The organism is Solirhodobacter sp., assembly GCF_964715405.1.
In genome coordinates this window covers 76861-102240 of sequence record NZ_CBAICG010000004.1, presented here as the reverse complement: position 1 = coordinate 102240, position 25380 = coordinate 76861, and the positions used below count along the sequence as shown (strand labels likewise).

23 protein-coding genes are annotated in these 25380 nt (G+C 67.9%); 17 read left to right on the top strand and 6 right to left on the bottom strand.

Going from position 1 to position 25380, the window contains the following annotated elements; all coding sequences use genetic code 11:
• The first annotated feature begins 67 nt into the window (after window positions 1-67).
• Genes AC11WY_RS02830 through AC11WY_RS02805 form a run of 6 tightly spaced genes read left to right on the top strand, consistent with a single transcriptional unit; the run spans window position 68 to window position 6781 of the window.
• A complete protein-coding gene (locus tag AC11WY_RS02830) occupies window positions 68-1642 on the top strand; it encodes a phytoene desaturase family protein (RefSeq protein WP_482922330.1) in 1575 nt (524 codons plus the stop codon).
• Between the two features lie 32 nt (window positions 1643-1674).
• A complete protein-coding gene (locus AC11WY_RS02825; RefSeq protein WP_482922328.1) occupies window positions 1675-3204 on the top strand; it encodes an ABC transporter substrate-binding protein in 1530 nt (509 codons plus the stop codon).
• 48 nt (window positions 3205-3252) lie between these two features.
• A complete protein-coding gene (locus AC11WY_RS02820) occupies window positions 3253-4263 on the top strand; it encodes an ABC transporter permease (protein WP_482922326.1) in 1011 nt (336 codons plus the stop codon).
• A complete protein-coding gene (locus tag AC11WY_RS02815; RefSeq protein WP_482922324.1) occupies window positions 4256-5107 on the top strand; it encodes an ABC transporter permease in 852 nt (283 codons plus the stop codon). Before AC11WY_RS02820 ends, AC11WY_RS02815 begins: the two co-directional genes overlap by 8 nt.
• Window positions 5104-5982 carry an ABC transporter ATP-binding protein gene (locus tag AC11WY_RS02810; protein WP_482922322.1) on the top strand — a complete coding sequence of 293 codons (879 nt, stop codon included), beginning with the start codon at window positions 5104-5106 and terminating at the stop codon, window positions 5980-5982. Before AC11WY_RS02815 ends, AC11WY_RS02810 begins: the two co-directional genes overlap by 4 nt.
• Window positions 5972-6781, top strand: a complete 810-nt coding sequence (locus AC11WY_RS02805; RefSeq protein ID WP_482922320.1) for an ATP-binding cassette domain-containing protein — start codon at window positions 5972-5974, stop codon at window positions 6779-6781. Before AC11WY_RS02810 ends, AC11WY_RS02805 begins: the two co-directional genes overlap by 11 nt.
• On the opposite strand, the gene AC11WY_RS02800 is transcribed toward AC11WY_RS02805, so the two are convergent.
• From AC11WY_RS02800 to AC11WY_RS02780, 5 genes are all read right to left on the bottom strand, one after another.
• Window positions 6778-8037, bottom strand: a complete 1260-nt coding sequence (locus tag AC11WY_RS02800) for an AGE family epimerase/isomerase (protein ID WP_482922318.1) — start codon at window positions 8035-8037, stop codon at window positions 6778-6780. The genes AC11WY_RS02805 and AC11WY_RS02800 overlap by 4 nt on opposite strands.
• Before the next feature lie 49 nt (window positions 8038-8086).
• Window positions 8087-8896 (bottom strand): ABC transporter permease, encoded by an 810-nt coding sequence (locus AC11WY_RS02795; protein ID WP_482922316.1) that lies wholly within the window; start codon window positions 8894-8896, stop codon window positions 8087-8089.
• Window positions 8886-9827, bottom strand: coding sequence for an ABC transporter permease (locus AC11WY_RS02790; protein WP_482922314.1), 942 nt, complete (start codon window positions 9825-9827; stop codon window positions 8886-8888). The genes AC11WY_RS02795 and AC11WY_RS02790 overlap by 11 nt, the downstream gene beginning before the upstream one ends.
• The gene (locus AC11WY_RS02785; RefSeq protein ID WP_482922312.1) at window positions 9824-10819 is read right to left on the bottom strand and encodes an ABC transporter ATP-binding protein; all 996 of its coding nucleotides are present in this window, start codon (window positions 10817-10819) and stop codon (window positions 9824-9826) included. Before AC11WY_RS02785 ends, AC11WY_RS02790 begins: the two co-directional genes overlap by 4 nt.
• Window positions 10820-10924: 105 nt before the next feature.
• On the bottom strand, window positions 10925-12079 hold the full coding sequence (locus AC11WY_RS02780) for an ABC transporter substrate-binding protein (RefSeq protein WP_482922310.1): 1155 nt from the start codon (window positions 12077-12079) through the stop codon (window positions 10925-10927).
• A 225-nt stretch (window positions 12080-12304) separates the two neighbouring features.
• Here AC11WY_RS02780 and AC11WY_RS02775 point away from each other — a divergent pair, with 225 nt between their 5' ends.
• From AC11WY_RS02775 to AC11WY_RS02730, 10 genes are all read left to right on the top strand, one after another.
• Window positions 12305-13564: a D-amino acid dehydrogenase gene (locus tag AC11WY_RS02775; protein ID WP_482922308.1), complete on the top strand. Its 1260-nt coding sequence runs from the start codon at window positions 12305-12307 to the stop codon at window positions 13562-13564.
• 417 nt (window positions 13565-13981) lie between these two features.
• Window positions 13982-14386, top strand: coding sequence for an SCP-2 sterol transfer family protein (locus tag AC11WY_RS02770; RefSeq protein WP_482922306.1), 405 nt, complete (start codon window positions 13982-13984; stop codon window positions 14384-14386).
• A 57-nt stretch (window positions 14387-14443) separates the two neighbouring features.
• On the top strand, window positions 14444-15697 hold the full coding sequence (locus tag AC11WY_RS02765) for an efflux RND transporter periplasmic adaptor subunit (RefSeq protein ID WP_482922304.1): 1254 nt from the start codon (window positions 14444-14446) through the stop codon (window positions 15695-15697).
• 16 nt (window positions 15698-15713) lie between these two features.
• A complete protein-coding gene (locus AC11WY_RS02760; RefSeq protein ID WP_482922302.1) occupies window positions 15714-19370 on the top strand; it encodes an efflux RND transporter permease subunit in 3657 nt (1218 codons plus the stop codon).
• A 14-nt stretch (window positions 19371-19384) separates the two neighbouring features.
• Window positions 19385-19888, top strand: a complete 504-nt coding sequence (locus AC11WY_RS02755) for a hypothetical protein (RefSeq protein WP_482922300.1) — start codon at window positions 19385-19387, stop codon at window positions 19886-19888.
• A gap of 44 nt (window positions 19889-19932) precedes the next feature.
• A complete protein-coding gene (locus AC11WY_RS02750; RefSeq protein ID WP_482922298.1) occupies window positions 19933-20523 on the top strand; it encodes a hypothetical protein in 591 nt (196 codons plus the stop codon).
• Between the two features lie 70 nt (window positions 20524-20593).
• Window positions 20594-21277 carry a hypothetical protein gene (locus tag AC11WY_RS02745; RefSeq protein WP_482922296.1) on the top strand — a complete coding sequence of 228 codons (684 nt, stop codon included), beginning with the start codon at window positions 20594-20596 and terminating at the stop codon, window positions 21275-21277.
• A gap of 72 nt (window positions 21278-21349) precedes the next feature.
• Window positions 21350-21988: a hypothetical protein gene (locus AC11WY_RS02740; protein ID WP_482922294.1), complete on the top strand. Its 639-nt coding sequence runs from the start codon at window positions 21350-21352 to the stop codon at window positions 21986-21988.
• Between the two features lie 63 nt (window positions 21989-22051).
• Window positions 22052-22555: a tetratricopeptide repeat protein gene (locus tag AC11WY_RS02735; protein ID WP_482922292.1), complete on the top strand. Its 504-nt coding sequence runs from the start codon at window positions 22052-22054 to the stop codon at window positions 22553-22555.
• 69 nt (window positions 22556-22624) lie between these two features.
• A complete protein-coding gene (locus tag AC11WY_RS02730) occupies window positions 22625-23197 on the top strand; it encodes a hypothetical protein (RefSeq protein WP_482922290.1) in 573 nt (190 codons plus the stop codon).
• Between the two features lie 149 nt (window positions 23198-23346).
• Here AC11WY_RS02730 and cbbR read toward each other — a convergent pair whose 3' ends face one another.
• Complete coding sequence (cbbR, locus tag AC11WY_RS02725; protein ID WP_482922288.1) at window positions 23347-24270, bottom strand: LysR family regulator CbbR; 924 nt, start codon at window positions 24268-24270, stop codon at window positions 23347-23349.
• Window positions 24271-24366: 96 nt separating this feature from the next.
• Here cbbR and AC11WY_RS02720 point away from each other — a divergent pair, with 96 nt between their 5' ends.
• Window positions 24367-25377 (top strand): class 1 fructose-bisphosphatase, encoded by a 1011-nt coding sequence (locus AC11WY_RS02720; RefSeq protein ID WP_482922286.1) that lies wholly within the window; start codon window positions 24367-24369, stop codon window positions 25375-25377.
• Window positions 25378-25380: the final 3 nt, after the last annotated feature.

The window sequence follows — 25380 nt, the reverse complement described above, 5'->3', positions numbered from 1 at the left end:
TTCTGACAATATACTAGACAGGATTAAATGCATTTGCAAATATGAAGGTGGCAGCAGAGGGCGCGACGTGAACCTTTCCCATGACGCGGTGATCATCGGTGCCGGGCACAACAGCCTGGCCTGCGCGGCGCATCTGGCGGCGAAGGGCTGGCGTGTGGGGGTCTATGAACAGGCCGCGACCCCCGGCGGCGCAGTCAAGACGCTGCCGCTGACGGCGCCGGGGTTTCGCCATGACTGGGCCGCGATGAACCTGTCGCTGTTCGCCGGATCGGCCTTCTTTCGCCAGTATGGCGCCGAATTGCAGCGCCACGGGCTGGAATTCGCGCCGGTGGCGAAATGCTTCGCCTCGGTCTTTCCCGATCGGCGCTGGCTCGGGGTGGAAACCGATCTGGCCGCCACCACGCAACGGATAGCGGCGCTGTCGCCCGAGGACGCCAAGACCTGGGGCGCGCTGGTGGCCGGGTTTCCGGATCGGGCGGCCGATCTGTTCGGGTTGCTCGGCAGTCCGATGAAATTCCGTGCGCTTGCATATTTCGTGTTCAAAACATTGCGCCGCAACGGGTTTGGCGGCAGCGCCGATCTGGGCCGCTTCCTGCTGATGTCGCCGCGTCAGTGGCTGACCGAAACCTTCCGCTCGCCCGAACTGCGCGCGACGCTGGGCGCCTGGGGGATGCACCTCGATTTCGCGCCCGACATCGCGGGCGGCGCGATGTTTCCCTATCTGGAGGCGATGGCCAACCAGTCCTTCGGCATGGTGCTGGGCAAGGGCGGGGCGGACACGATGATCCGCGCGCTGGTGGCGATGGTTCAGGCGCGCGGCGGCACGATCGAATGCAACGCCCCGGTGGCGCGGGTGCTGCGCGAGGGCGGCCGGGCGACCGGCGTCGAACTGGCGGACGGGCGCCGGATCATGGCGGCCCGCACGGTGATCGCCAATGTGGCGCCGGGCGCGCTGGCGCGGCTGCTGGACGGCGGCTCGGGCGAGGCGGCGTTCGACACCGCGATGACCGCCTTCGCCCATGCGCCGGGCACGCTGATGATCCACCTCGCGATGGATGATCTGCCCGACTGGGCGGCGGGGCCCGAGCTGCGGCAGTTCGCCTATGTCCACCTCGCGCCCTCGCTCGATCAGATGGCGAAAACCTACGCGCAGGCCAAGGCGGGCCTGCTGCCCGACCAGCCGGTGATCGTGGTGGGCCAGCCGACCGCCATCGACCCCGGCCGCGCGCCGGCGGGCAAGCACATCCTGTGGCTGCAGGTCCGCATGGTGCCCGGCGTGATCGCGGGCGATGCGGCGGGCCGGATCACGGCGACCGACTGGGCCACCGTGAAGGATCAGATGGCCGAGCGCGCGCTGGACATGCTGGAGGCCGCCGCACCCGGCACCCGCGCCAGGATCATCGCGCGCGCCGTCGTCAGCCCGCTGGAACTGGAGGCCGACAACCCCAACCTGGTCGGCGGCGATCAGGTCTGCGGCAGCCACCACCTGGCGCAGCACTTCCTGTTCCGCCCCGCGCGGGGCAGGGCCGACGGCTCGACCCCCGTCAAGGGGCTGCACCTGACCGGCGCCGCCGTCTGGCCGGGGGCCGGAACCGGCGCGGGGGCCGGGTATCTGCTGGCGCAAGACCTCGCCGGACACTGAAGACCAAGAACCACCAACAGGGAAACCCAACCATGACCCAGATGACACGACGCAGTCTGTTGAAGTTATCCACCGCCACGCTCGCCTTTGCCTCCGTCGGCCTGCCCAGCTTTGCCGCCGGGATTGACGAACTGGTGATCGCCTACAACGTCGACCTGCCAAGCTGGGATCCGACCGTCGGCGGGTCGGCGGTGAACCCGACCATTCAGGGCATCTACCAGTCGGTGTTCGACATGTTCATCGCCCAGAACCCCGACCTCAGCTTCGGCCCCGGCCTCCTGACCGAATGGGGCTGGAGCGATGACCGCAAGCAGATCCACATGACGGTGCGCGACGGCGTGACCTGGCACGACGGCAGCCCGTTCAGCGCCGAGGATGTGGTCTGGTCGCTGGAACGCGCGGCCGACCCCAAGACCGGCAACCCGATCCAGTTCACCTGGAAGAACATCGGCAACTTCAAGATCGACGGCAACAAGATCACCGGCGACGTGATCCAGTTCGACCCGACGATCTTCAAGTGGATGTCGTTCCTCACCGGCTACGTGCTGCCCAAGGCCTATTACACCAAGGTCGGCGCCGATGGCTTCGAGGCCAAGCCGATCGGCACCGGCCCCTACATGGTCGACCACTTCGAGCGTGACGCCTTCGTGCGGCTGAAGGCGAACCCGACCTACTGGGGCGGCAAGCCCGACTTCGACACCGTGACGATCAAGTTCGTCACCGACGCCGCCAGCCGGGTGGCCGAGATCGAGTCCGGCAATGCCCATGTCACGCTGGAAATGCCCTATGAGGAGTTCGATCGTCTGAAGAAGGGCGGCAAACTGGACGGCGTGACGCATCCGATCACCGATATCGGCATGATCTTCCTCAACAGCGACAGCATCATGAAGGACAAGAACGTCCGCCTTGCCGCCTGTCACGCGGTCGACAAGAAGCTGATCATCGACAAGCTGCTGTCGGGTTACGGCGTGCCGATCGACACGCTCGATGCGCCGGGCTACGCGGCCTATGACGACAGCATCAAGGTGGCGCACGATCCGGCGCTGGCGAAGAAGCTGCTGGCCGACTCGGGCTATTCGACCGACAAGCCGGCGAAGTTCACCATCCAGACCACCAAGGGCTACAAGCCCAAGGATTACGAGATGGTGCAGGCCATCGTCGGCATGTGGCGCAAGGTCGGCATCGACGCGACGATCGAGGTTTACGAGATCGCCAAGCACTACGAGTTGCGGGCCGCCCACAAGCTGGCCCCCGCCGCGTTCTACAACTGGGGCGATGCGATCGGCGATCCGACCACCTCGACCGGCTTTGCGATGTTCGGCCCCTCGCCGCACTCGTCGTGGAAGTCGGACGACGTCGACGCGATGATCGGCCCGCTGTGGGGCGAGGCCGACGAGGCCAAGCGCATCGCGGGCTGGAAGGCGGTCGACAAGTATGTGGCCGAACAGGGCGACGTGCTGCCGCTGCTGCAATACGTGCAGCCGATCCTGTTCGACAAGCGCGTGAAGGTGACGCCGCACGGCTCGGGCGCGCTGCTGCCCGCGCTGATGAAACGCGCCTGAACCAGTCGGGGGCGCCGCAGGGCGCCCCCTTTGCCGGAAAGAGACCCCGTGCTTTTGCTCAGAACCATTCTGACCCGGCTGGCGACGACCGCCGTCACCCTGTTCGGGGTGGCGGTGATCGTGTTCGTGGTGGTGCGGGTCGTGCCCGGCAACCCGATCGCGATGATGCTGCCGCCCGGCGCGACCCCCGCCGATATCGAGCATCTGAAGGCGCTCTACGGTTTTGACAAGTCGATCCCGCAGCAGTTCCTGATCTGGGGCTGGGGCGTGCTGCACGGCGATTTCGGCACCTCGATCTCGCTGCGCCGCCCGGTGCTGGGGCTGGTGCTGGGGCGGCTGCCCGCGACGCTGGAACTGTCGGTGCTGGCGCTTCTGATGGCGGTGGTGATGGGCGGGGTGATGGCGCTGACCGGCACCCGCAAGCGCGGCACGCGGGTGGAGGCCGGGATCGACGTCGTCAACGGCATGGCGATGTCGGTGCCGGATTTCCTCTGGGGGCTTCTGCTCATCATCCTCTTTGGCGTGCTGGTGCCGGTGTTCCAGATTTCCGGCCGGGTGACGCCCGACCTCAAGCTGCCGTTCACGACGCAATTCTATCTGGTCGAAAGCGTCCTGCGGCTGCGCTTCGATCTGACCGCCGACCTCTTGTCGCACATGTTCATGCCCGCGCTGGCGCTGGCGCTGCCGCTGGCGGCGATCCTCGGGCAGTTGCTCAAGCAATCGCTGAAGGAAACCATGCATCTCGATTACGTCACCCTGACCCGCACCAAGGGCTATGGCGAAAACCATGTCATCCTGCGCGAGGCGCTGCCGAATGCGATCCTGCCGACGCTGACCCTGATCGGGGTGCAGTTCACCTTTCTGATCGGCGGCACCGTGATCGTGGAGCGGCTGTTTTCCTACGAGGGCCTGGGCAACATGGCGATCGACGCGGTGATCAACCGCGACCTGCCGGTGATCCAGGGCATCGTGATCCTGTTCGCGCTGATCTTCACGGCGGTGAACCTGATCGTCGACATGACCTATGCCGCGCTGAACCCCCGGCTGCGTCATGCTTGACGGGCGCGCCGCGATCCGCCGCCGCCTTGGCCTGCGGCTCTGGCTGTCGGGCGGCTGGCTGGTCGTGGTGCTGGTGGCGGCGCTTTGTGCGCCGCTGATCAGCCCGCAAGACCCGCTGGCGCAAGACCTGATGTCGGGCCGTCTGCCGCCGGTCTGGTCGCCCGATGCCGCGCCCGGCTTCTGGCTCGGCACCGACAGCCTGGGGCGCGACGTGCTCAGCCGGATCATCTGGGGCGCCCGCATCGCGCTGATCGTGGCCTTTGTCGCGGGCACGCTGACCGCCACCGTCGGCTCGGCGCTTGGCCTGATCGCGGGCTATTATCGCGGCTGGGCGGATCGGCTGATCTCGCGGCTGGTCGATATCTGGATGGCGTTTCCGCCGGTCTTGTTCGCGATCCTACTGATCGCGGTGCTGGGGCCGGGGCTCTTGTCGATCATCATCGCCATCGTGGTGATCGACTGGACCCGCTTTGCCCGCGTGATCCGGGCCGAGGCGATGAATCAGGGCGCGATGGATTACGTCGCCTCGGCGCAGGTGGCGGGGATGCCGCGCGGGCGGATCATGCTGGCGGAAATCCTGCCCAACGTGCTGCCCACCATCGTGGCGCTGCTGTCGCTGGAAATGGGCATCTCGGTGATTGTCGAGGCGATCCTGTCGTTCGTGAACCTCTCGATCTCGACCGATCAGCCGACCTGGGGCGGCATGATCGCCGAGGGACGGCTGTCGATCCATCAGGCGTGGTGGGTGCTGGTGTTCCCGCTGATCACGCTCTTTCTGACCGTCCTCAGCTTCAGCCAGTTCGGCGAAGGCTTGAAGGACCGCTTCGACCCGGTGCTGCGATGAGCGGCTATCTGCGCATCCGCAACCTGTCGGTCGCCATGCGCGACAGCGGCGCGCGGCTGTTGCGGTCCGTCTCGATGGAGGTCGAGGCGGGCGAGGTGCGCGGGCTGGTGGGCGAAAGCGGCGCGGGCAAAAGCATGATCGGCAAGGCCGTGCTCGGCATCCTGCCACGCTCGGTCGAGGTGGTGGAGGGCGAAATCTGGCTGGGCGACACCGACCTTTTGCGGCTCGCGCCTGCGGATCGGCGCAGGCTGGTGGGCGCCAATGCCGCGCTGATCCCGCAAGACCCGCTGACCGCGCTGAACCCCTCGCGCCGGATCGGCGGCCAGGTTACCGACCGGCTGGTGGATATCCTCGGCTGGCCGCGCGCGAAAGCCGAGGCGCGGGCGCTGGAACTGCTGGCCGAGGTGCACATTCCCGACCCCGCCCGGGTGATGCGCAGTTACCCGCACGAGCTTTCGGGGGGGATGCGGCAGCGCATCCTGATTGCCTCGGCCTTTGCCGCCGAACCGCGCCTGATCATCGCGGACGAGCCGACCACGGCGCTGGACGTGACGGTGCAAAAGCAGATCCTGCGGCTGATCGCGGCGATGCAGGCGCGGCACGGCACGACGCTGCTGTTCGTGACGCATGATCTGGGTGTGGTGTCGAAGGTGTGCCAAAGCCTGTCGGTGCTTTACGCGGGCAAGCTGGTCGAGGATACCACGGTGGCCGCCTTCTTCCGTGGCCCGGCGCATCTCTATTCCGCCGCGCTGCTGGCCGCGACGCCGAAATACACCGATCCCTGGGCCAGCCTGATGCCGGTCAGCGACGCGGTGATCGAGGCCGTGCGCGCCGAGGTTCAGGCCGCCGAGACGGAGTGGCAGCATGGACGCTGAACCGCTGATCCGGGTGGAGGGGCTGCGGGTATCGCTGGCCGACATGACGCAGAAACCGCTGATCGGGCGGGCACCCCGGCTGGAGATTCTGAAGGGGTTGACGTTCGACATCCCGCGCGGCGCGGTGGTCGGCATCGTCGGCGGCTCGGGCTCTGGGAAATCGACGCTGGGGCGCACGCTGATCCGGCTCCTGGAGCCGACCGGGGGCAGCATCCGGTTTGACGGGCGCGACATCACCCATCTGGACGAGGCCACGCTGCGCCCGATGCGGCGGCGGATGCAGATGATCTTTCAGGATCCGATGTCGTCGCTGAACCCGCGCCGCCGGGTGGGCGGCATCATCGCGGGGCCGTTGCGCCTGCACGGGCTGGACCGGATCGACGCGCGGGTGGATGACGCGCTGGATCACGTCGGCCTGCCGCGTGCCTTCCGCGCCCGCTACCCGCACGAGCTTTCCGGTGGCCAGCGCCAGCGCGTGGGCATCGCGCGGGCGATCGCGATGGCGCCCGAGTTCATCCTGGCCGACGAGATCGTCTCGGGCCTTGACGTGTCGAGCCAGGCGCAGGTCCTGAACCTGCTGGAGCGGTTGGTGAAAGAGCTTGGCCTGACGCTGGCCTTCATCAGCCACGATCTTTCGGTGATCCGGCGGCTGTGCACCCGCGTGATCGTTCTGCACCGGGGCGAGATCGTCGAGAACGCGGCCACCGCCGAGGTGTTCGACCGCCCGCAGGCCGCCTATACGCGCGAATTGCTCGATGCGATCCCGCTGCCGGAGCTTGATCAGCCGAACTGGGGTTAGCGCGCCACCAGCGCCGCAAGGCCGCGCGTCACGCTGCCATTGGCGGGCATCAGCGGGATCAGGCAGGCCTGCACGGCATGGTAAAGGTCGGGCTTGCCGGTGAAGACACGGGCAACCGGGCGCAGATCGTCGTCAAGCTCGGGGAACCAGCTTCCGGCCGCGTGGTCGATCAGGTGCTGCGCGGTGAAATCCCAGATCCGGCGATACCAGCCTTCAAACCGCGCATCGCCGCCGGTCTGGCGCAGCACGGTGGCGGCGCCGATGCCCTCGGCGCAGGGCCACCAGTAGCGGTCCGACCGGGTCGGGCGGTCATCCCAGCCCAGCGTGTAGTAGAAGCCGCCTTTCGCGTGGTCCCAGCCGATCGCGCAGGTGTGCAGGAACAGCGCGCGTGCGGCCGCGATCATCCAGCCATGCTTGCGGCCGCCGAGTTCCCAGAGTTGGTTCAGAAGGCGGCTCCATTCCAGCGCATGGCCGGGGGTGGTGCCTGCCGGGCGGAACATCGGGTCGCCCTGATAGCCGCGATCCACCGACCAGTCGGCATGGAAGTGCTCGGCCACCCGCCACCCCTCGGCGCGGGCGTGGCGGTCGATGATCAGCGATGCGATGCGCTCGGCCATCGTCAGGTACATCGCGTTCCCGGTCGCCTCGAACGCCGCCATCAGCGCCTCGGTCAGGTGCATGTTGGAATTCTGGCCGCGATAGTCGCCCAAGCGCGCCCAGTCGGGGCCATATTCCTCGGTGGTGGCCCCCGCCGTGTCATCCCAGAACCGGGTGAGCAACACCTCGGTCACCTCGGCCAGCAAGGCATCCGCGCCGGGGTGGCCGACGATCTTGGCCGAAGAGGCGGCCAGCAGCACGAAGGCGTGGCCATAGGCCTGCTTGGTGGCATTCACCGCCCCCGCATCGTCCACCGTCCAGAACCAGCCGCCGTTCGCGCGGTCACGGTGATGCGAGGCAAGGAACGCCATGCCGTGGTCGATCATCCGGTCGGCCCCCGGCAGGCCCAGCAGGTGCGCGAGGACAAAGCAATGCACCATCCGCGTCGTGTCGTGCAGCCCGCGCACCGTGCCGTTGGGGCCGGGGGGCAGCGGCTGCCCGGCATTGTCCAGCGCGTAGAACCCGCCCGCTGGGTTCAGGGCCGCGCGCTGGAAGAAGCTGAACAGGCCCGTCGCCTGACCCATCAGCCAGTCGCGATGCGCGGGCCGGGTGGTGAAATCGCTGCCGCCGGTGCCGATCCACATGGTCTGTCCGCTCATCCCGCGCCTCCCTTGGTTGCCCCGGTTCTAGCAGGGTCGCAGGGCCGCGTCATGTGCGTCCGCCGCCATGTTCATCCCCGCCGCGTGTCAGGTAATAGGCGGCAAGGATCGGCAGGAAGGTCGCGGCGAACACCACCATCGCCACCACGTTGGTCACCGGCCGCTGCCGCGGGCGCACCAGTTCGCTGAGCATCCAGATCGGCAAGGTGGCCTGCTGCCCGGCGGTGAAGGTGGTCACGATCACCTCGTCGAACGACAGCGCGAAGGCCAGCATGCCGCCCGCCAGCAGCGCGGTGGCAAGGTTCGGCAGCAGCACATGGCGCAGCGTCTGGAAGGCGTTGGCGCCAAGGTCGGCCGAGGCCTCGGCGATCGGGCCGGACAGGCGGCGGAAGCGGGCGACGGCGTTGTTGTAGACGATGACGATGCAGAAGGTGGCGTGGCCCAGCACGATGGTCAGCGTGGAATAGGGAATGTCCATGATCGAGAACGCCGAGCGCAGCGACATGCCGGTGATGATGCCGGGCAACGCGATCGGCAGGATCACCAGCAGCGAGAACTGGTCGCGACCGAAGAACCGCGCCCGCGACAGGGCGGCGGCGCAGAGCGTGCCGAGGATCAGCGCGAGGCTGGTCGACAGTGCCGCGACGCGCAGCGAAAGCCAGAGCGGCGGCCAGATGTCGGCGCGGTTCCAGGCGACGGCGAACCACTTCGCGGTCAGGCCGGGGGGTGGAAACTGGTAGCTGCGATCCTCGGTGGTGAAGGCGTAAAGGAAGATCAGCAGGATCGGCAGGTGCAGGAACAGCATTCCGCCAAGCGCCGCAAGGCGCAGGCCAAGCGGGGCGCGGGTGTCAGAGGGCATCGAACGCCCCCAGGCGGCGCGCGATGGTCAGGTAGATCAGCATGATGACGATCGGCACCACGGCAAAGGCGGCGGCCAGCGGCACGTTGCCCGCGGTGCCCTGCAACTGATAAACCGCCTGCCCGATGAAGTTGCGCGACGAGCCGATGATCGAGGGGATGATGTAGTCCCCCAGCGTCAGCGAGAAGGTGAAGATCGACCCCGCCACGATCCCCGGCAGCGCAAGCGGCAGCGTGACCCGGCGCAGCGTCTGCGAGCCGCTGGCGCCCAGATCGGCCGAGGCTTCCAGCATCGAGGGCGGCACCCGTTCCAGCGACGCCTGCATCGGCAGGATCATGTAGGGCAGCCAGACATAGAGGAACACGAGGAAGGTGCCGATGTAGCTGGTGGAAAGCGAGGTGCCACCGATCACCGGGATCGCCAGAACGGCATCGAGCACCGACCCCGCGCCCGCCGCGGTGAAGGCCCAGCCGACGATGCCCTCTTTCGCCAGGATCAGCTTCCAGGCGTAGACCTTCACGAGGTAGCTCGACCACAGCGGCAGCATGACGCCCAGGTAGAACGCGGCTTTCCAGCGGCCGCGGGCGTAGCGGGCGGCGAAATAGGCGATCGGGAAGGCGGTCACCACCGCGCCAGCGGTGACGGCGGCGGCCATCGCGAGGGTGCGCAGGATGATGTCGGCGTTCGCGGGGATCATCAGTTCGGCGTAGGTCTTCAGCGTGAAAACCGGCACCATGAGGCCCGAGAATTCGTCGATGGAATAGAAGCTTTGCAGCAGGAGTGCCGCGAGCGCGCCAAGGTAGATCACCCCGAGCCACAAGAGCGGCGGCGCCAGCAGCAGCGCCAGCAGCAGGCCGGGGCGGCGCCAGAAGAGGCCGCTCAGCCGGTCGCCGGGGCCGCGGTCGGGAAAGCTGACTGGGGCACCGTTCACGCCTCGCCCTCCATCAGGTGCAGGGCGCTGGCGTCCCAGTCGAGCCCGACGTTCGCCCCCGGTTCCGGCAGCGTCATCCCGGCGGGCGCGATCACCGAGAGCGATTGCCCGCCGAGGTCCAGCACCAGCCGGTTACCCGCGCCCAGATAGCGCGCCTCGCCCGCCCGCGCGTCGATCCGGCCGGTGCCGGGGGCGACCAGCCGCAGCGCCTCGGGGCGCAGGCTGGCCCAGTGTGCGGCGCCGCCCAGGCGCTGGGTCAGCGCGGGCGGCAGCACGTTCGACGAGCCGACGAAATCCGCCACGAACCGGCTGCGCGGGCGTTCGTATATCTCCTGCGGGGGGCCGACCTGCGCCACGCGGCCATTGGCGAAGACCGCGACGGTATCGGCCATCGACAGCGCCTCGCCCTGGTCATGGGTGACAAAGACAAAGGTGATGCCAAGGCGGCGTTGCAGCGCCTTCAACTCGTCCTGCATCTGTTCGCGCAGCTTCAGGTCGAGCGCGCCCAAGGGTTCATCGAGCAGCAGCACGCTCGGTTCGTTCACCAGCGCGCGGGCGAGGGCGACCCGCTGCCGCTGGCCGCCGGACAGTTGCGCGGGGCGGCGGGCGCCGTAACCTTCCAGCCGCACCAGCGCCAGCATTTCTTCGGTCTTCGCGGCGCGGGTGCGGCGGTCGACGCCCTTCACCATCAGCCCATAGGCCACATTGTCGGCCACGCTCATGTGCGGAAACAGCGCGTAGTCCTGAAACACCGTGTTCACGTTGCGCCGGTTGGGCGGAATCGCGGTCATGTCCTGGCCGAAGATGCTGACGCGGCCGCCGGTCGGTTTCTCGAAGCCCGAGATCAGCCGCAGACAGGTGGTCTTGCCCGAGCCGGAGGGGCCGAGCATCGCGAAGAAACTGCCCTCGGCAATCGCCAGATCGACGCCGTTCACCGCAAGAACGGCACCGAAGTGGCGGGAAACGTTGTGAAATTCTACGGCGGTTGGCATGGATGATCCGGTCGGCCCCGGCGCAGGGCCGGGGCGAGGGGGCGACGGGGAGACCCCGGCTTGCGCCGGGGTGAGAGGTGGCACAGCGGCGATCGGGGCGCCGGATCAGCGCCCGCCGATCACGGCGATGTAGTCCGACACCCAGCGGTAATAGGGCACGCAGGTGCCCTGCGCGCATTTCGTGACCGGCGTGGTCCAGAACCGGATCTTGTCGAAATCATCCATGCCGTTCGCCGTGCAGCCCTCGGCGGTCTGCATCCCCGACTTGTCGGTGCAGGCGGCGGGCACTACCGGGTTGGAGCCGAACCAGACCGACAGGTCGGATTGCAGGTTCGAGTTCAGCGTATGCTCCATCCACAGGTACGAACAGTTCGGATGCGCGGCGTCGGCCTCCATCATCGTGGTGTCGGCCCAGCCGGTCGCGCCTTCCGACGGGATGGTCGAGGCGATGTGCGCCTTGTCGGCCTGCAACAGGTTGACCTGGAACGGCCAGCTATCCGAGGCTACCACGCCCTCATTCTTGAAATCGTCGACCTGAATCATCGCGTCGTGCCAATAGCGGCCGACCAGCTTGCGCTGCCCGCGCAAGAGGTCGAGCGCGGCCTTGTACTGATCCTCGTTCAACTCGTAGGGCGACTTGATCCCCAGCTCGGGCTTGTGCGCCATCAGGTAAAGGGCTGCATCGGCGATGTGGATCGGGCCGTCATAGGCCTGCACGCGGCCCTCGTTGGTCTTGCCGTCGGGAAGGTCCATCTTTTCGAACACCACGTTCCACGAGGTCGGCGCGGTCTTGAACACGTCGGTGTTGTACATCAGCACGTTCGGCCCCCACTGGTAGGGCACGCCGTAGTGCACGCCATCGACCGTGAACCAGGGCGCATCCTTCAGCCGCGCATCGACCTTGGACCACGACGGGATCAGGTCGGTGTTGATCGGCTGCACGCGGTGCCCCGCCACCAGCCGCAGCGAGGCGTCGCCCGAGGCGGTGACGAGGTCAAAGCCGCCCTCGTTCATCAGCGAGACCATTTCGTCCGAGGTGTTGGCGGTCTTCACGCTGACCTTGCAGCCGGTCGTCGCCTCGAACTTGGTCACCCAGTCGTAGGCCTTGTCGGACTCGCCACGCTCGACATAGCCGGGCCAGGCCACGATGTTCAGTGCGCCCTCGCCGGGGCCGACCTTGGTGATCATGTCGGCCAGGCCGGGCTGGCCGCTGAGCACAAAGGCAAGGCTGGTGCTGCCGAGGATCAATTTACGGATCATGATTGGTCTCCCTGGGTTTGTGCGCGACCGGCTTCATGGCGGATCGCCTGAGTTTGAGGCTGCCTTCACGGTAGTGTGACCGGCCCGGTGCAATCAATGAAAAAGCGGCGACCCAACCCGGCGATCCCGCCGCAGACTTACGCCGCGGTGCCGCAAAAGAGTGGCCCGGTCGCGGTGGCAGATGTAACACTGGCGTGAGAGTGCAGTTGGAACGGGGCGGACGGCATGAAGATCGTGGTGATGGGGGCAGGGGTGATCGGGGTCACCACGGCGTGGTATCTGGCTCGGCAGGGCGCCGAGGTCATCGTGCTGGACCGCCAGGCCGGGCCGGGGCTGGAGACGAGCTATGCCAACGCGGGCGAGTTGTCCTACGGCATGACCTCGCCCTGGGCCGCGCCGGGCATCCCGGTGAAGGCGGTCAAGTGGCTGTTCATGAAGCGCAGGCCGCTGTTCATCTGGCCGCTGATCAGCCCGACGATGTGGGTCTGGGGCGCGCAGATGCTGATGAATTGCAACGAGAAAAGCTACGCGCTGAACAAGTCGCGGATGGTGCGGATCTCGAACTACAGCCGCGATGTGCTGCCCGACCTGATCGCGGAAACCGGCATCCAGTACGACGGCCGCGCGCAGGGCACGCTGCAACTCTTCCGCACCGAGAAACAGTTGAAGGGCTCGACGGCCGATCAGGCGATCCTCGCCGAATTCGACTCGCCGTTCGAGGTGCTCGACCCCGATGGCTGCGTGGCGGTGGAACCGGCGCTGGCGGGGGTGCGCGACAAGTTCGTCGGCGGGTTGCGGCTGACGGCCGATCGCACCGGCGACTGCCGGATGTTCACGATGGCGCTGGCCGACAAGGCCGCCGAACTGGGGGTGAAGTTCCACTATGCCCAGACCATCGAGCAGATCGCGGTGGAAAACGCCCGCGTGGTCGGCGTCGATACCGACCAGATGGGGCGGGTGACGGGCGATGCCTATGTCTGCGCGCTGGGAAGCTATGCGCCGATCCTGCTGAAGCCGATCGGGCTCCGGCTGCCGGTCTACCCGGTCAAGGGCTACTCGGTCACGCTGCCGGTGACGGACGATGCGCAGGCGCCGCAATCGACGATCATGGATGAAACGCATAAGGTGGCCATCACCCGGCTGGGCGACCGCATCCGGGTGGCGGGGCAGGCCGAGATCGCGGGCTATTCCGGCAGGCTGGGGCCGCACGCCACCGACACCGTGCGCCATGTGATCGGCGACCTGTTCCCCAACGGCGGCGACCTTGACCGCGCCGAGGGCTGGACCGGCCTGCGCCCGATGACACCCGACGGCACGCCGGTGCTGGGGCCGACACGCTTTCCGAACCTTTACCTCAACACCGGGCACGGCACGCTGGGCTGGACGATGGCCTGCGGCTCGGGCCGGGCGGTGGCCGATCTGGTGCTGGGCAAGGTGCCGGAGATTTCGTTCGACGGGCTGACGGCGGCGCGCTACGGGCTCTGACCCGGGTCGCGCTGATCGGCCGGGGTGGCTAACGCCCTGCGGTTGTCGCCTGCAAGGAAACGCTGTTTCCACACGCTCCGCGGGCGATTACGGGTTCTTTACATCCAGTTTTTGGTATGATTCGCACAGGGCGCCTGGGGCATCTACCCAGCGTCAAGGGCCTATTTGTTGCGATCTATCTGCATCTGGTACTGCGGCGTTAACCAAACACAGGATTTAGCTTTGCCGCTTTCCCTGCGCCGTCACCAACACAGGAACAATACAAAGGCTTGAACGGCGACTAATATTCATATATGAAGATATATAGATGCGAAGGTGTCGAGCAGCCGCAGAAAACTGATCCGCGACCTGAACCGCGGGCGGAACGAGAAAGCGGGAATCCTTGAGGAGGGGGCCCCGCTTGGGAGGAGTGCGACGATGCCTGCCTTGTTTTCTGACGACTGGATGGTCGATTTCGGCAACGCCTGGAACGACGACTCCGAGCTTGGCGACGCGCTGGCCAAGATCGGTTTCACCTCGACCATCGGCTACGGCTTCGAGGGCGAGGCCGCGCCGCGCGGCTTCATCAAGGTCGAAAAGGGCTATGTCACCGGCGCGGGCGCCTATGACGGGTCCGCGCTGAGCTGGGACTTGCGCGCCAAACCCGCCGACTGGGAAAAGTGGTGCACGAACGGCATCGGCATGATGGCGCTCGGCCTCGCCTACACCACCGGCAAGCTGAAGTTCAAGCTGGGTGACTACGGCGCGATGGTCAAGAACCCGGCGATGGCCGGCCCCTTCATCAAAAGCTTCACGGCGATGGGCCGCGTTCCGCGCGTCTGATCGGTTTTACACGACTTTGCAAGGGGTTGCTGCGCAATGTCAGCGGTCTATCGAGTCATGTCTTTCGCAGCCGCAGGGCTGATCGGCGGTCTGGTCGTGCTGATGCTCGGCGGCCGTCCGGCGGCGCCGCCCGCAAGCGCCGGCGACGCACAGGCGACCCGGACCCAGCCCAATGCGATGCGCGGCGATCTGGTGCCGGTGGCGCAGATGCCCGCGGCCGAGCGGATCCGGCTGGGCGGCTATGTCGAGGCGCGGCGCGCGGTGCAACTGACGGCGCAGGCGCCCGGCCGGGTGGTCTATGTCGCGGGCGACGAGGGCGAGCGGGTGCAGGGCGGCCAGGTCGTCGTGGCGCTCGATCAGGATGGGCTGGCGCCGCAGTACCGCGCCGCCTGGGCCGATCTTGGCGCCCAGATGTCGGGCCAGCAGAACGCGCAGGCCCAGCTTTACCAGAACCTTTACGGCCAGCGCACCTCGCCGATGGGCGGGCCGGGCTATGACGCCTACGAGCGCACCACCGTGCCGATCTACAACATGGCGCAGACCTTCATGGGCTCGATGTTCCCCGGCATGGGGCAGGGCGCATCCTCGCCCGTCAACGGCGGGCCGATGATGACCCAGCAGCAGGCGCAGCACGACAATGCCGCCAACAGCGCGGCGCGCTACGACTATGAGCGCCAGCTTGCCGGGCTGGCGGGCGCGCAGGCGCACATCGACCAGCTTGACGCGCAGGCCCGCGACCACCAGGCGATGGCGCCCTGGGGCGCGGCGATCATGAAACGCTATGTGCGCGTTGGCGACATGGTGCAGCCCGGCCAGCCGCTGGCCGATCTGGCCGACGTCGATCAGCTTGACGTGCGCATCGAGGTGCCGGTGGCGCTGGTGGCGAACCTCAAGGTCGGCGATCAGGTGCCGGTGACGCTGGGCAACAGCAACGTCTGGGCGCCGGTCGCGCAGATCTTCCCCGGCGCCTCAAACGACCAGCACACGATCACGGTAAAGCTGGCGCTGCCGCAGGGCACGGCCGCCGCGCCCGGCATGTATGCGCTGGCCTGGATCGCGCAGCCCGGCGGCGGCAGCCCGTCGCAACTGACCCCGGCGATCCCGACCTCGGCGATCGTGCGGCGCGGCAGCCTGCCGGTGGCCTTCGTCGTCAATGCCCAGGGCGGCGTCGAGATGCGGGTGCTGCGGCTGGGCGATGCGCAGGGCAGCAATACCGCGATCCTGGCGGGGGTCGCGCCCGGCGAGATGGTGGTGACCGACCCGAGCCCGGCGTTGCGGGCCGGTTCGGCGCCCGGCGGCGCGGATCATTAGGGCAGGGGGCGCGGACATGAGCGATCATCCCACACCCCCCGGCGCGCAAGTCAGCCCCGTGCGCCACTACGGCCTTGGTATCGCCGGGCGCACCGCGCGCGCCTTCGTGCAGTCGCCGCTGACGCCCTTGTTGCTGGCCGCCTTCTTCCTGATCGGCATCCTCGGCGTGCTCGTCACCCCGCGCGAGGAAGACCCGCAGATCTCGGTGCCGATGGTCGACATCATGGTGGCCTATCCCGGCGCCTCGTCGCCCGAGGTGGCCAACCTGATCGCCGAGCCGCTGGAGCGGCTGATGAGCGAACTGTCGGGCGTCGATCACGTCTACTCGGTGTCGCACGAGGGCGGCGCGATGGTGACCGTGCGCTTCAAGGTTGGCGAGCAGATGGAGCCCTCGCTGGTCAAGCTTTACGACAAGCTGCAATCGAACATGGACGTGATCCCCAAGGGGGTGCTGCCGCCGCTGGTGAAGCCCAAGACCATCGACGACGTGCCGGTGGTGACGGTGACGCTGTCGTCCGACACGCTCGACGCGGTGCAGTTGCGCAAGCTGGGGCTGGACGTGCAGCAGCGGTTCAAGTCGCTGCCCAACACTGGGCTGAGCTTTGTCACCGGCGGCAGTCTTGAACAGGTGCGGGTCGATGTCGATCCCTCGATGCTGGCCGCCTACCACCTGACCATGAGCCGGATCGCCCAGGCGATCGGCGCCGCCAACCAGCGCGGCCCGGCGGGCGATGTGGTCGACGCCAACACCCATTTCGACGTCTACACCGGCGCCTTCCTGACCTCGGCGGCCGAGGTCGGCGGCCTGGTCATCGCGGTCGACCAGAACCGCCCGGTCTACCTGCGCGACGTCGCGACGGTCAGCCAGGGCGCCTCGGAGACAAAGACCATCGTCGAGAATGCCGAGCGCGGCGCCGATGGCACGTTTGCCAGCAAGCCCGCGGTGACGGTGGCGGTGGCCAAGAAGCACGGCACCAACGGCGTCGACGTCGCCGACGCTCTGCTGAGCGAACTCACGGCGATGAAGGGCTCGCTGATCCCGGCCTCGGTCGATGTGAGGGTGTCGCGCGACTACGGGGCGACGGCGCATGACAAGGTCTCGCACCTGATCTTCAAGCTGTTCATCGTGTCGGCGCTGGTCACGGTGCTCGCCTTCGTGACGATGGGCATCCGGCCCGCGGTGATCGTGCTGATCACCATTCCGGCGGTTCTGCTGATGTCGCTGTCGGTGGCCTATGTGCTGGGCTTCACCATCAACCGGGTGTCGATGTTCGCGCTGGTTTTCGCCATCGGCATCCTGGTGGATGACGCCATCGTCGTGGTCGAGAACATCTATCGCCGCTGGCTGGCGGACGAGGATACCTCGGACCGCGTCACGGTGGAGGCGGTCGACGAGGTCGGCAACCCGACCATCCTGGCCACCTTCACCGTGGTGGCGGCGCTGCTGCCGATGGGCTTTGTGTCCGAGATGATGGGCCCCTACATGCTGCCCATTCCGGTGCTGTCCTCGGCGGCGATGCTCTTTTCGCTGATCGCGGCCTTCGTCTTCGTGCCCTGGCTCGCGGCGCGGGTGAAGCCCTCGATGGGCGCGCTGCGCCGGGCGGCGGAGTCCGAGCATCGCCAGTCGGCGGTGATCGCGCGCTGGTATGGCAAGCTGATCGTGCCGATCATGAACTCGCGCCCGCTGGGCAAGCTGACGCTGCTGGCGATCATCCTGGCCATGCTGGGCGCGGTGGCGATGTTCCCGCTGAAGCTGGTGGCCTTCAAGATGCTGCCGTTCGACAACAAGTCCGAGCTTCAGGTCGTCATCGACATGCCCGAGGGCACCGACCTGATCGTGACGGCCAACCTTGCCGAAAGGATCGGCACCCGGTTGCAGCAGATTTCCGAGGTGACGGCCTACCAGACCTATGTCGGCACCGCCTCGCCGTTCAACTTCAACGGGCTGGTGCGGCACTACTTCCTGCGCAACCTGGCCTGGCAGGGCGACCTGTCGGTCGAGCTGAAGGACAAGGCCGACCGCAGCCGGTCGAGCCATGACATCGCCTCCGAAATCCGCCGCGTGCTGGCGCCGATCGCGGCCGAGGCGGGCGCCCGGCTGACCATCGCCGAAACCCCGCCGGGGCCGCCGGTGCTGGCGCCGCTGGTAGTCGAGCTTTACGGCCCCACCGCCGAGATCCGGCGCGAGGTCGCGGCCAAGATCATGTCGATCCTGCAAAAGACGCCCAATATCGCCGACGTCAACACCTACATGGAGGCGCCGCACAGCCAGCTTGAATTCCAGGTGGACCGTCAGCGCGCCGCGATGTTCGGCGTCTCGGTCGAGGCGATCAACCGCGAGATCCGCATCGCCGCGGGCGGCTTCGAGGCGGGCGCGCTGCAAAGCGTCTACAACCTCGAACAGGCGGTGATCGTGGTGCAGACGCCGCTGGCGACGCGGGTCAACCTTGGCAACCTGCTGGTGCTGCCGATCCCGACACAGACCGGCACGACGGTGCCGCTGGGCGAACTGGGCAAGTTCGCGCAGGTGCCGGTGGACCCGCCGATCTACCACAAGGATCTGCGCCCGATCGAATACGTCACCGGCGAGGTCGTGGGGGCCCTTGGCGCGCCGCTTTACGGCATGATGGCGGTCGACGCGGCGCTGAAGAACTACGTCACGCCGGATGGCCAGCACATCAGCGGCAACTACATCGCCCGCCCGGCGCAGACCGACGTCAGCGGCTTCAAGTGGGACGGCGAGTGGCAGGTGACCTATGTCACCTTCCGCGACATGGGGCTGGCCTTCATCGCGGCGCTGGTGCTGATCTACATCCTCGTCGTGGCCGAGTTCCGCAACTTCACGCTGCCCGGCGTGGTGATGGCGCCGATCCCGCTGACGCTGATCGGCATCATTCCCGGCCACTGGCTCTTGGGCGCCGACTTCACCGCCACCTCGATGATCGGCTTCATCGCGCTGGCCGGCATCATCGTGCGCAACTCGATCCTGCTGGTCGAATTCGCGCGGGCCGAGGTGGGCAAGGGGCTGCCGGTGCAGGAGGCGATCACGCTCGCGGCGCAGGTGCGCCTGCGGCCGATCCTGATCACCGCGCTGGCGCTGATCATCGGCTCGATGGTGCTGCTCAGCGACCCGATCTTTCAGGGCATGGCGGTGTCGCTGCTGTTCGGCTCGCTGGTCGCGACCTTCCTGACGCTGGTGGTGATCCCGCTTGGCTGCATCTCGGCGCGCAACCACTTCAACCGCGCGGGCGACGATACCCCGCCGGACGGCCCTTCGGGTGGCCTGCCGCCGGTGGCCCCGGCGCCGGTCAGCCCCGACGCGCCCGCGGGCCGCCCGGTCCGGCTGGAGCACAAGGCGGCCGAACCCGACGCGGTCGCCCCGGCGCGCCCGGCGCGGCTGGAGCGCAAGGCCCCCGATGCCCCGGTGGTGGTGGCCCCGGCGCGGCCGCCGCGGCTGGAGCGCAAGCCGCTGGCCGAAACGGCCGCTGCCGACGCGGTCACCAGTGCCCCGGCGCCGAGCGTCGCCGAACCCGAGGCGGAAAGCCTGGCGCAGGTGGTGGCCGACATCATGCACGAGACCTTTGCCGCGACCGAGCCGGGCACCGCACCGAAGACCAAGGCCAAGCCCGCCCGGCGCAAGGCCGTCAGGCCACCGGAGGCGAAACCGTCATGAGGAGGACACACCCGATGCAGGTTTCCCGCTTCACGCTCAAAGGCTTCGCGGCCGGTCTTGCAGCAGTTTGCGCGGCGGCCACCGCCGCACAGGGCGCCACCTTCGGCGAGCTGGCCGGGGGCGGCGCGCAGGGTGGCCCGGTCTATACCGCCGGGCCCTATGCCACGGCGCCGGGCAGTTCCTGCCCGCCCGACTGCTATCGCCCGCCCGCGCCGCTATATGGCGGGCCCGAGGGCGCGCTTCCCGACCCTGCCGGGCAGGCGATGCCCTACGTCCCGCCCGTTCAAGCCAATCCGCGCGCCTACCTGCCCATGGACGGCAGTGGCGACACCCCCAACGACCAGCTCAGGCTCTGGAGTTTCGGACAGGTCAACGCGACGACCGACCCGTTCGACGCCGCCGGATTGAGCACGCCGTACATGTACGTCCCGTGGTCCACCCCGCTTTCGGGCTGGTCCAACGCCGCGACATGGAACTGGTGGCGAGAGCGTTCCGGCGCCCTGCCACGCAACTGGTAGCCCGGGCAAACCCGCCCCGGCTAAGCAAACTGGAGGAACCAAGAATGACCAGGATGACGAGTGTTCTGATTGCCGTTGCGTTCGGCGCCGTTTCGACAATGGCCGTCGCGCAGCAGACCATGCAGCCGCCGCCGCCGAGCGGGCCCTATGGCGCCGCACCCCAGGGTTACCCGCAGCAGGGTTACCCGCAGCAGGGCTACCCGCAAGGCTATGCGCCGGGTCCGGGCGATCAGCAGGGCGGCCAACAGCAGGGCAACCCCGGCCAGGCGCCGCAGGGCTGGGCCCCGCCGCCGCCGAACTACGGCTATGGCTACCCGCCGCCGCCCGCGCCCTACGGCTACGGCTACCCGCCGCCGCCCTACGGCTATGGCCCGGCGCCCTACTACGGCGGCAACGGTTACGGCAACGGTTACGGCAACGGCAACGGTTACGGCAATGGTTACGGCAACGGCAATGGCCGTGGCTACGGCAACGGCCGCGGCAACATGAGCGGGAATTTCAGCTTCGGCGGGAACTCCGACATGAACGGCGACGGTGGCGGCAACGGCTGGGGCAATGGCTACAACGGCTACAACGGCAGCAATGGCTACAACGGCTACAACGGCGGCCGTGGCTGGGGCCCGGGCTGGTGGTGACCGGCAGGTCGGCGCCCTCGGGCGCCGACACCCTCATATTCCCCTGACGACAGCGACAGAAAGGAAGACGATGAAAATTTCCCCGAACCTGATGGGCGCCGCCGCGATCGCGGTCGCGTCCGTCCTCTCGGCAGGCCAGGTGCTGGCCGACACGGCGGCCCCGGCCGCCCCGGCTCCTGCCCCCGCCGCCGGACAGCCCGCGCCGATGCAGCCCGGCGGCTGCCCCGCCATGATGCCGCCGCCCGGCTATGGCCCCGGTTATGGCTATGGCTATCCGCCGCCCGGCTGGGGTGGCCCCGGCATGATGGGGCAGGGCATGCCCAACGCCCCGCAGCAGCCCGGCGCCCAGCAGCAACCGGCGCCCGAGGCCCAGGCCCCCGCCGCACCGCAGGGCGGCTATCCGCAATACGGTTATGCGCCCGCGCCTTATGGCTACGGCCCGCCGCCGCCGCCCTATGGCTACGGCTATGCCCCTTACGGCAACGGCTACGGCTATGGCGACAATGGCTACGGCCAGGGCCAGGGCTACGGTCAGGGCCAGGGCTACGGTCAGGGCTACGGCCGGGGCAATGGCCGCGGACATGGCAACATGAGCGGCAATTTCAGCTTTGGCGGCAATTCCGACATGGCGGGCGATGGCTGGGGCAACGGCGGTGGCAATGGCTACGGCAATGGCTACGGCGGTGGCAATGGCTACGGCAACAACGGCTACAACGGCTACAATGGCGGCCGTGGCTGGGGTCCGGGCTGGTGATCTGAACCGCCTCCGGCCGGCTGGCGTCCGGTCCGGTCGGAGGCGCTATCCACTTTCAGGAAGGAGATGGCGATGAAAGCCATGAGACGAGCGCTCGGCATCGTTGCGCTGGCGGCCGGTCTGGCGCTGTCCGGCGCCGCCGAAGCACAATGGTGGAACGGCAGTCCCTGGAGCGGCGGCCCGATGGGCGGTGGCCCCTGGGGCGCCTATCCGGGCTCCGGCGGCAATGGCTGGGGCAACGGTTACGGCAACGGCAATGGTTATGGCAACGGCTGGGGTAGGGGCATCGGCAACCTGCGCTTCAGCGCCGATCTCGGCGGGTGGGGCAACGGTTACGGCAACGGTTACGGCAACGGTTACGGTTACGGTTACGGCAACGGTTACGGCAGCCCCTGGGGTGGCATTCCGGGCGGCTACGGCAGCCCCTGGGGGGGCATTCCGGGCTACGGTGGCAGCCCCTGGGGCGGTGTTCCCGGCTACGGCTCGCCGTTTGGCGGCGTGCCCGGCATGAGCGGGCCGTTCAATGGCGTTCCGGGCTACGGCTCTCCGTTCGGCGGAGTTCCCGGCATGGGCACCCCGTTCGGCGGCTTCCCCGGCACCGGCACGCCGTTCGGCGGTTTCCCCGGCGCAGGCAGCCCGTTCGGCGGCTTCCCCGGCTCGGGCAGCCCGTTCGGCGGCTTTCCGGGCATGAGCAGCCCGTTCGGCTTCTGATGCCATCCACGCCAGACGGGGCGGCGAGGTAGCCCCGCATCGGGTTCAAGGGAGGGCAGGCGCATGATCGCCCGCATCGTCACCTATCTGTTCTACGCCGTCGTGTTCTTCCTGCTTGGCGTCTGGAGCAGCGATCACCTGCGCCCACTCAGCGCCGATCTCGATCGGGCCGGGCGGGGGGCCGTGCGCGAGGCCCATGCGGCCTGGCTCTGGGCGCGGGGAACGGCGCCGGGGCAAGTGGCGGCCCCGAAGGCGTCGCAGGCCCCGGCCGCAACCCTGGATGCGGGCCGCGCGGCCTTCGAGCGCGGCGATCTCAGCGCGGCGATCGACGCCTACACGGCGTTTCTGGCCGCCCATCCCGACGACCCCGACGCGCTTGGCGAACTTGGCAACGTCTATTTCAACAGCGGCCGCACCGCCGAGGCCGCCGCCGCCTTCCACCAGGCCGCGATCGCGCTGATCGCGCGGGGGGATCGCGCGCGCGCCCTTGCGCTGGTTCCTGCGATCCGCCTGGGCGCGCCCGAACTCGCCACCGACCTTGAGCGACGGCTTGCCGCCGCGCCTTGAGCGGTAACGATCCATGGGGGGGCGGGGCGAGCCCGTCCGCCCGACAGACCCAGACCCCGGAGCCCTCGGATGCCCGATACCAGTCCCGACGCCACAACCGTTCCTGCCCAGCCGCGTGCGGCCGATCCCGGCTATGACCACTCGCTTGGCGCGGCGGCCCTGCGGGGCGAGGTTTACCGTCCGCCGGAATACCTCGAATACCTCGAAAAGGCGGCGGCCGCGCTGAAGACGGTGCGGATGATCGTCTACGCCGGCATGACCAGTTTCGTGATCCTTGCCGCCTATGGCTTCGTGCTGATCTACCAGCTCACCCGCGACGTGCACCTGGCCGTGGCGCAGACCATGGTGATGACGCAGCAGATGCAGGCGATGACCCGCATCATGGCCAACCTGCACGAAAGCGTCGCCGGGATGCGGGGCGACATCGACACCATGAAGACCAGCTTTGTCGAGATCAACGGCACGATCGCAGGCATGTCCGCCAGCATCGCGCGGATGGCCGAGGCGGTCACGCTGATGCAGCACTCGGCGCGCAACATCGACCAGAGCGTCGGGCCGATGATGGGGACGGTGAACCGCTTCATGCCGTTCAGCGGCGGGAATTCGGGGCCTTATCAGGGACCGCCGCCATACTCGCGGTAAACAGCGCAGGGCTGGGCGCAGGGCTGGGCACCGACAGCGCAGCACCGGACGGGCCGACGATCCGGTGGAGTGGCGAGATTCCTATAATCAATATTATGTAATATGAAAGCTAGCCAACACCTTGCGGCCCGGTCGATCATTCGGGTCGATCACTCGGGCAGAAATCCGCCTTTCAGGTCAAGGATCGCGCGGCGGACCCGGTCGGTGACCGGCCGCATCGGCTTGTCGGCGGGCCAGACCAGGAACCAGTGCCGCACGATCGGCAACCCCGGCGCGTCGATCAGCACCAAGCGCCCGGCGTGCAGCTCGTCCATCACCGTGTGCAGCGACAGCAGCGCAATCCCGAGGCCCGCGATCACCGCCTGCTTGATCGTCTCGTTCGAGCCCATCTCGACCGTGTCGAACACCTGTCCGTCGCCGATCCGGTCCAGGTAGCGCGTCATCAGGATGCGCGTGCCGGAACCGTCCTCGCGCGCCAGAAAGGTTTGCCCGACCAGATCGGCGGCGGTGACGTGACGCCTGCCCGCCAGCGGATGATCCGGCGCGGCGACGATGCCGTGCGGATGCGGGCCCAGCGGTTCGGTCTCCAGCGGCGGCCAGCGCGGCGGTCGGCCCATCACCGTCAGGTCGGCCGCGTGGCGTTCCAGATCGCGGATCACGTCGTCGCGGTTGCCGACCCGCAGCACGATCTCAATCTCAGGACACAAGGTCTTAAGCCGCTTGACAAGTTTCGGCGCGAAGTACTTTCCCGTCGAGACCACGCCCAGCACCACCTTGCCGGCCTGCCCCCGCGACAACGCCTCCACCTGGCCGGTGCACTGCGACAGAATGACCTCGATCCGTTCCGCCGCCTCCAGCAGCGCGCGCCCGGCCTCGGTCAGTTGCGAGCCTGCGGTGTCAGAGCTTCGTTGCAGGATCGGCGTCTCAACAAGTGCCTCCAACCCCTTGATCTGGCTGTGGATCGCGGGCGGTGTCAGGCGCAGCGCCTCGGCCGCGGCGGCAATCGACCCGCGGCGCGCGACCGAAGCCAGCGCGCGCAGTTGCTTCAGCGTGACGGCATCCGAGAGGCTCATTCAATTTTCCTGACTGCTCCGCATCTTTTATTAAATGTCATCTAATGCCGCCTTCCGCAATGATGATGACAGAATCGTAGCCTTGGGAGGAGTGCGATGCCGCTGGACCAACCCGCCTTTGCAGGAGCCGACGTTCCGGAGCACCTGCAGCAGGTCATGAACCGCCTTGCGGCGGTCGGCGCCGACCTCGCCCGCCGCATCGCGCGCGGTGGGATCGACGATGGCGATCTGGCCGGTGCCGTGGGCACCAACGCCGGCGGCGACGGGCAGAAGGCGCTCGACGTGATCGCCGACGATGCCTTTCGCGACGCGCTGATCGGCACCGCGGTGCGCTTCTACGCCTCCGAGGAGCAGGAGGACGTGGTCACCCTGGGCCCGACCGGCGATCTGGCGCTGGCGATCGACCCGCTGGATGGGTCGTCCAACATCGACGTCAACGTGTCGATCGGCACCATCTTCTCGATCTATCCGGCCGCCGAAACGGCCGAGGCCAGTTTCCTGCGCCCGGCAGCCGAGCAGATCGCCGGTGGCTACATCATCTACGGGCCGCAGTGCTGCCTGGTCGTGACCTTCGGCGCGGGCGTGCTGAAATACGCGCTCGACCCCGACACGCGCCGCTTCAGCCTGGTGGAGCGGAATGTGCAGGTGCCGAACAAGTCGTCGGAGTTCGCGATCAACGCCTCGAACTACCGGCACTGGCCGAGGCCGATCCGGTCCTACGTCGACGATCTGGTCGCGGGCGCCGAGGGGCCGCGCGGCAAGAACTTCAACATGCGCTGGATCGCCTCGCTGGTGGCCGAGACGCATCGCATCCTGACCCGCGGCGGCGTCTTCCTCTACCCCCGCGACGACCGCAAGGGCTACGAGAAGGGCCGCCTGCGCCTGCTCTACGAAGGCGCGCCGATCGCCTTTCTGATGGCGCAGGCGGGTGGCGGGGCCACCGATGGCGCCGACTCGCTGCTGGGCCAAACGGTCACCAGCCTGCACGTTCGCACCCCCCTGATCTTCGGGTCGGCCGACAAGGTCGCCCGCGTCACCGCCTACCATGACCTGCCGGAGGAAGAGACATCCGCCCTCTTCGGCAAGCGCGGCCTGTTCCGGAGTTGAGAG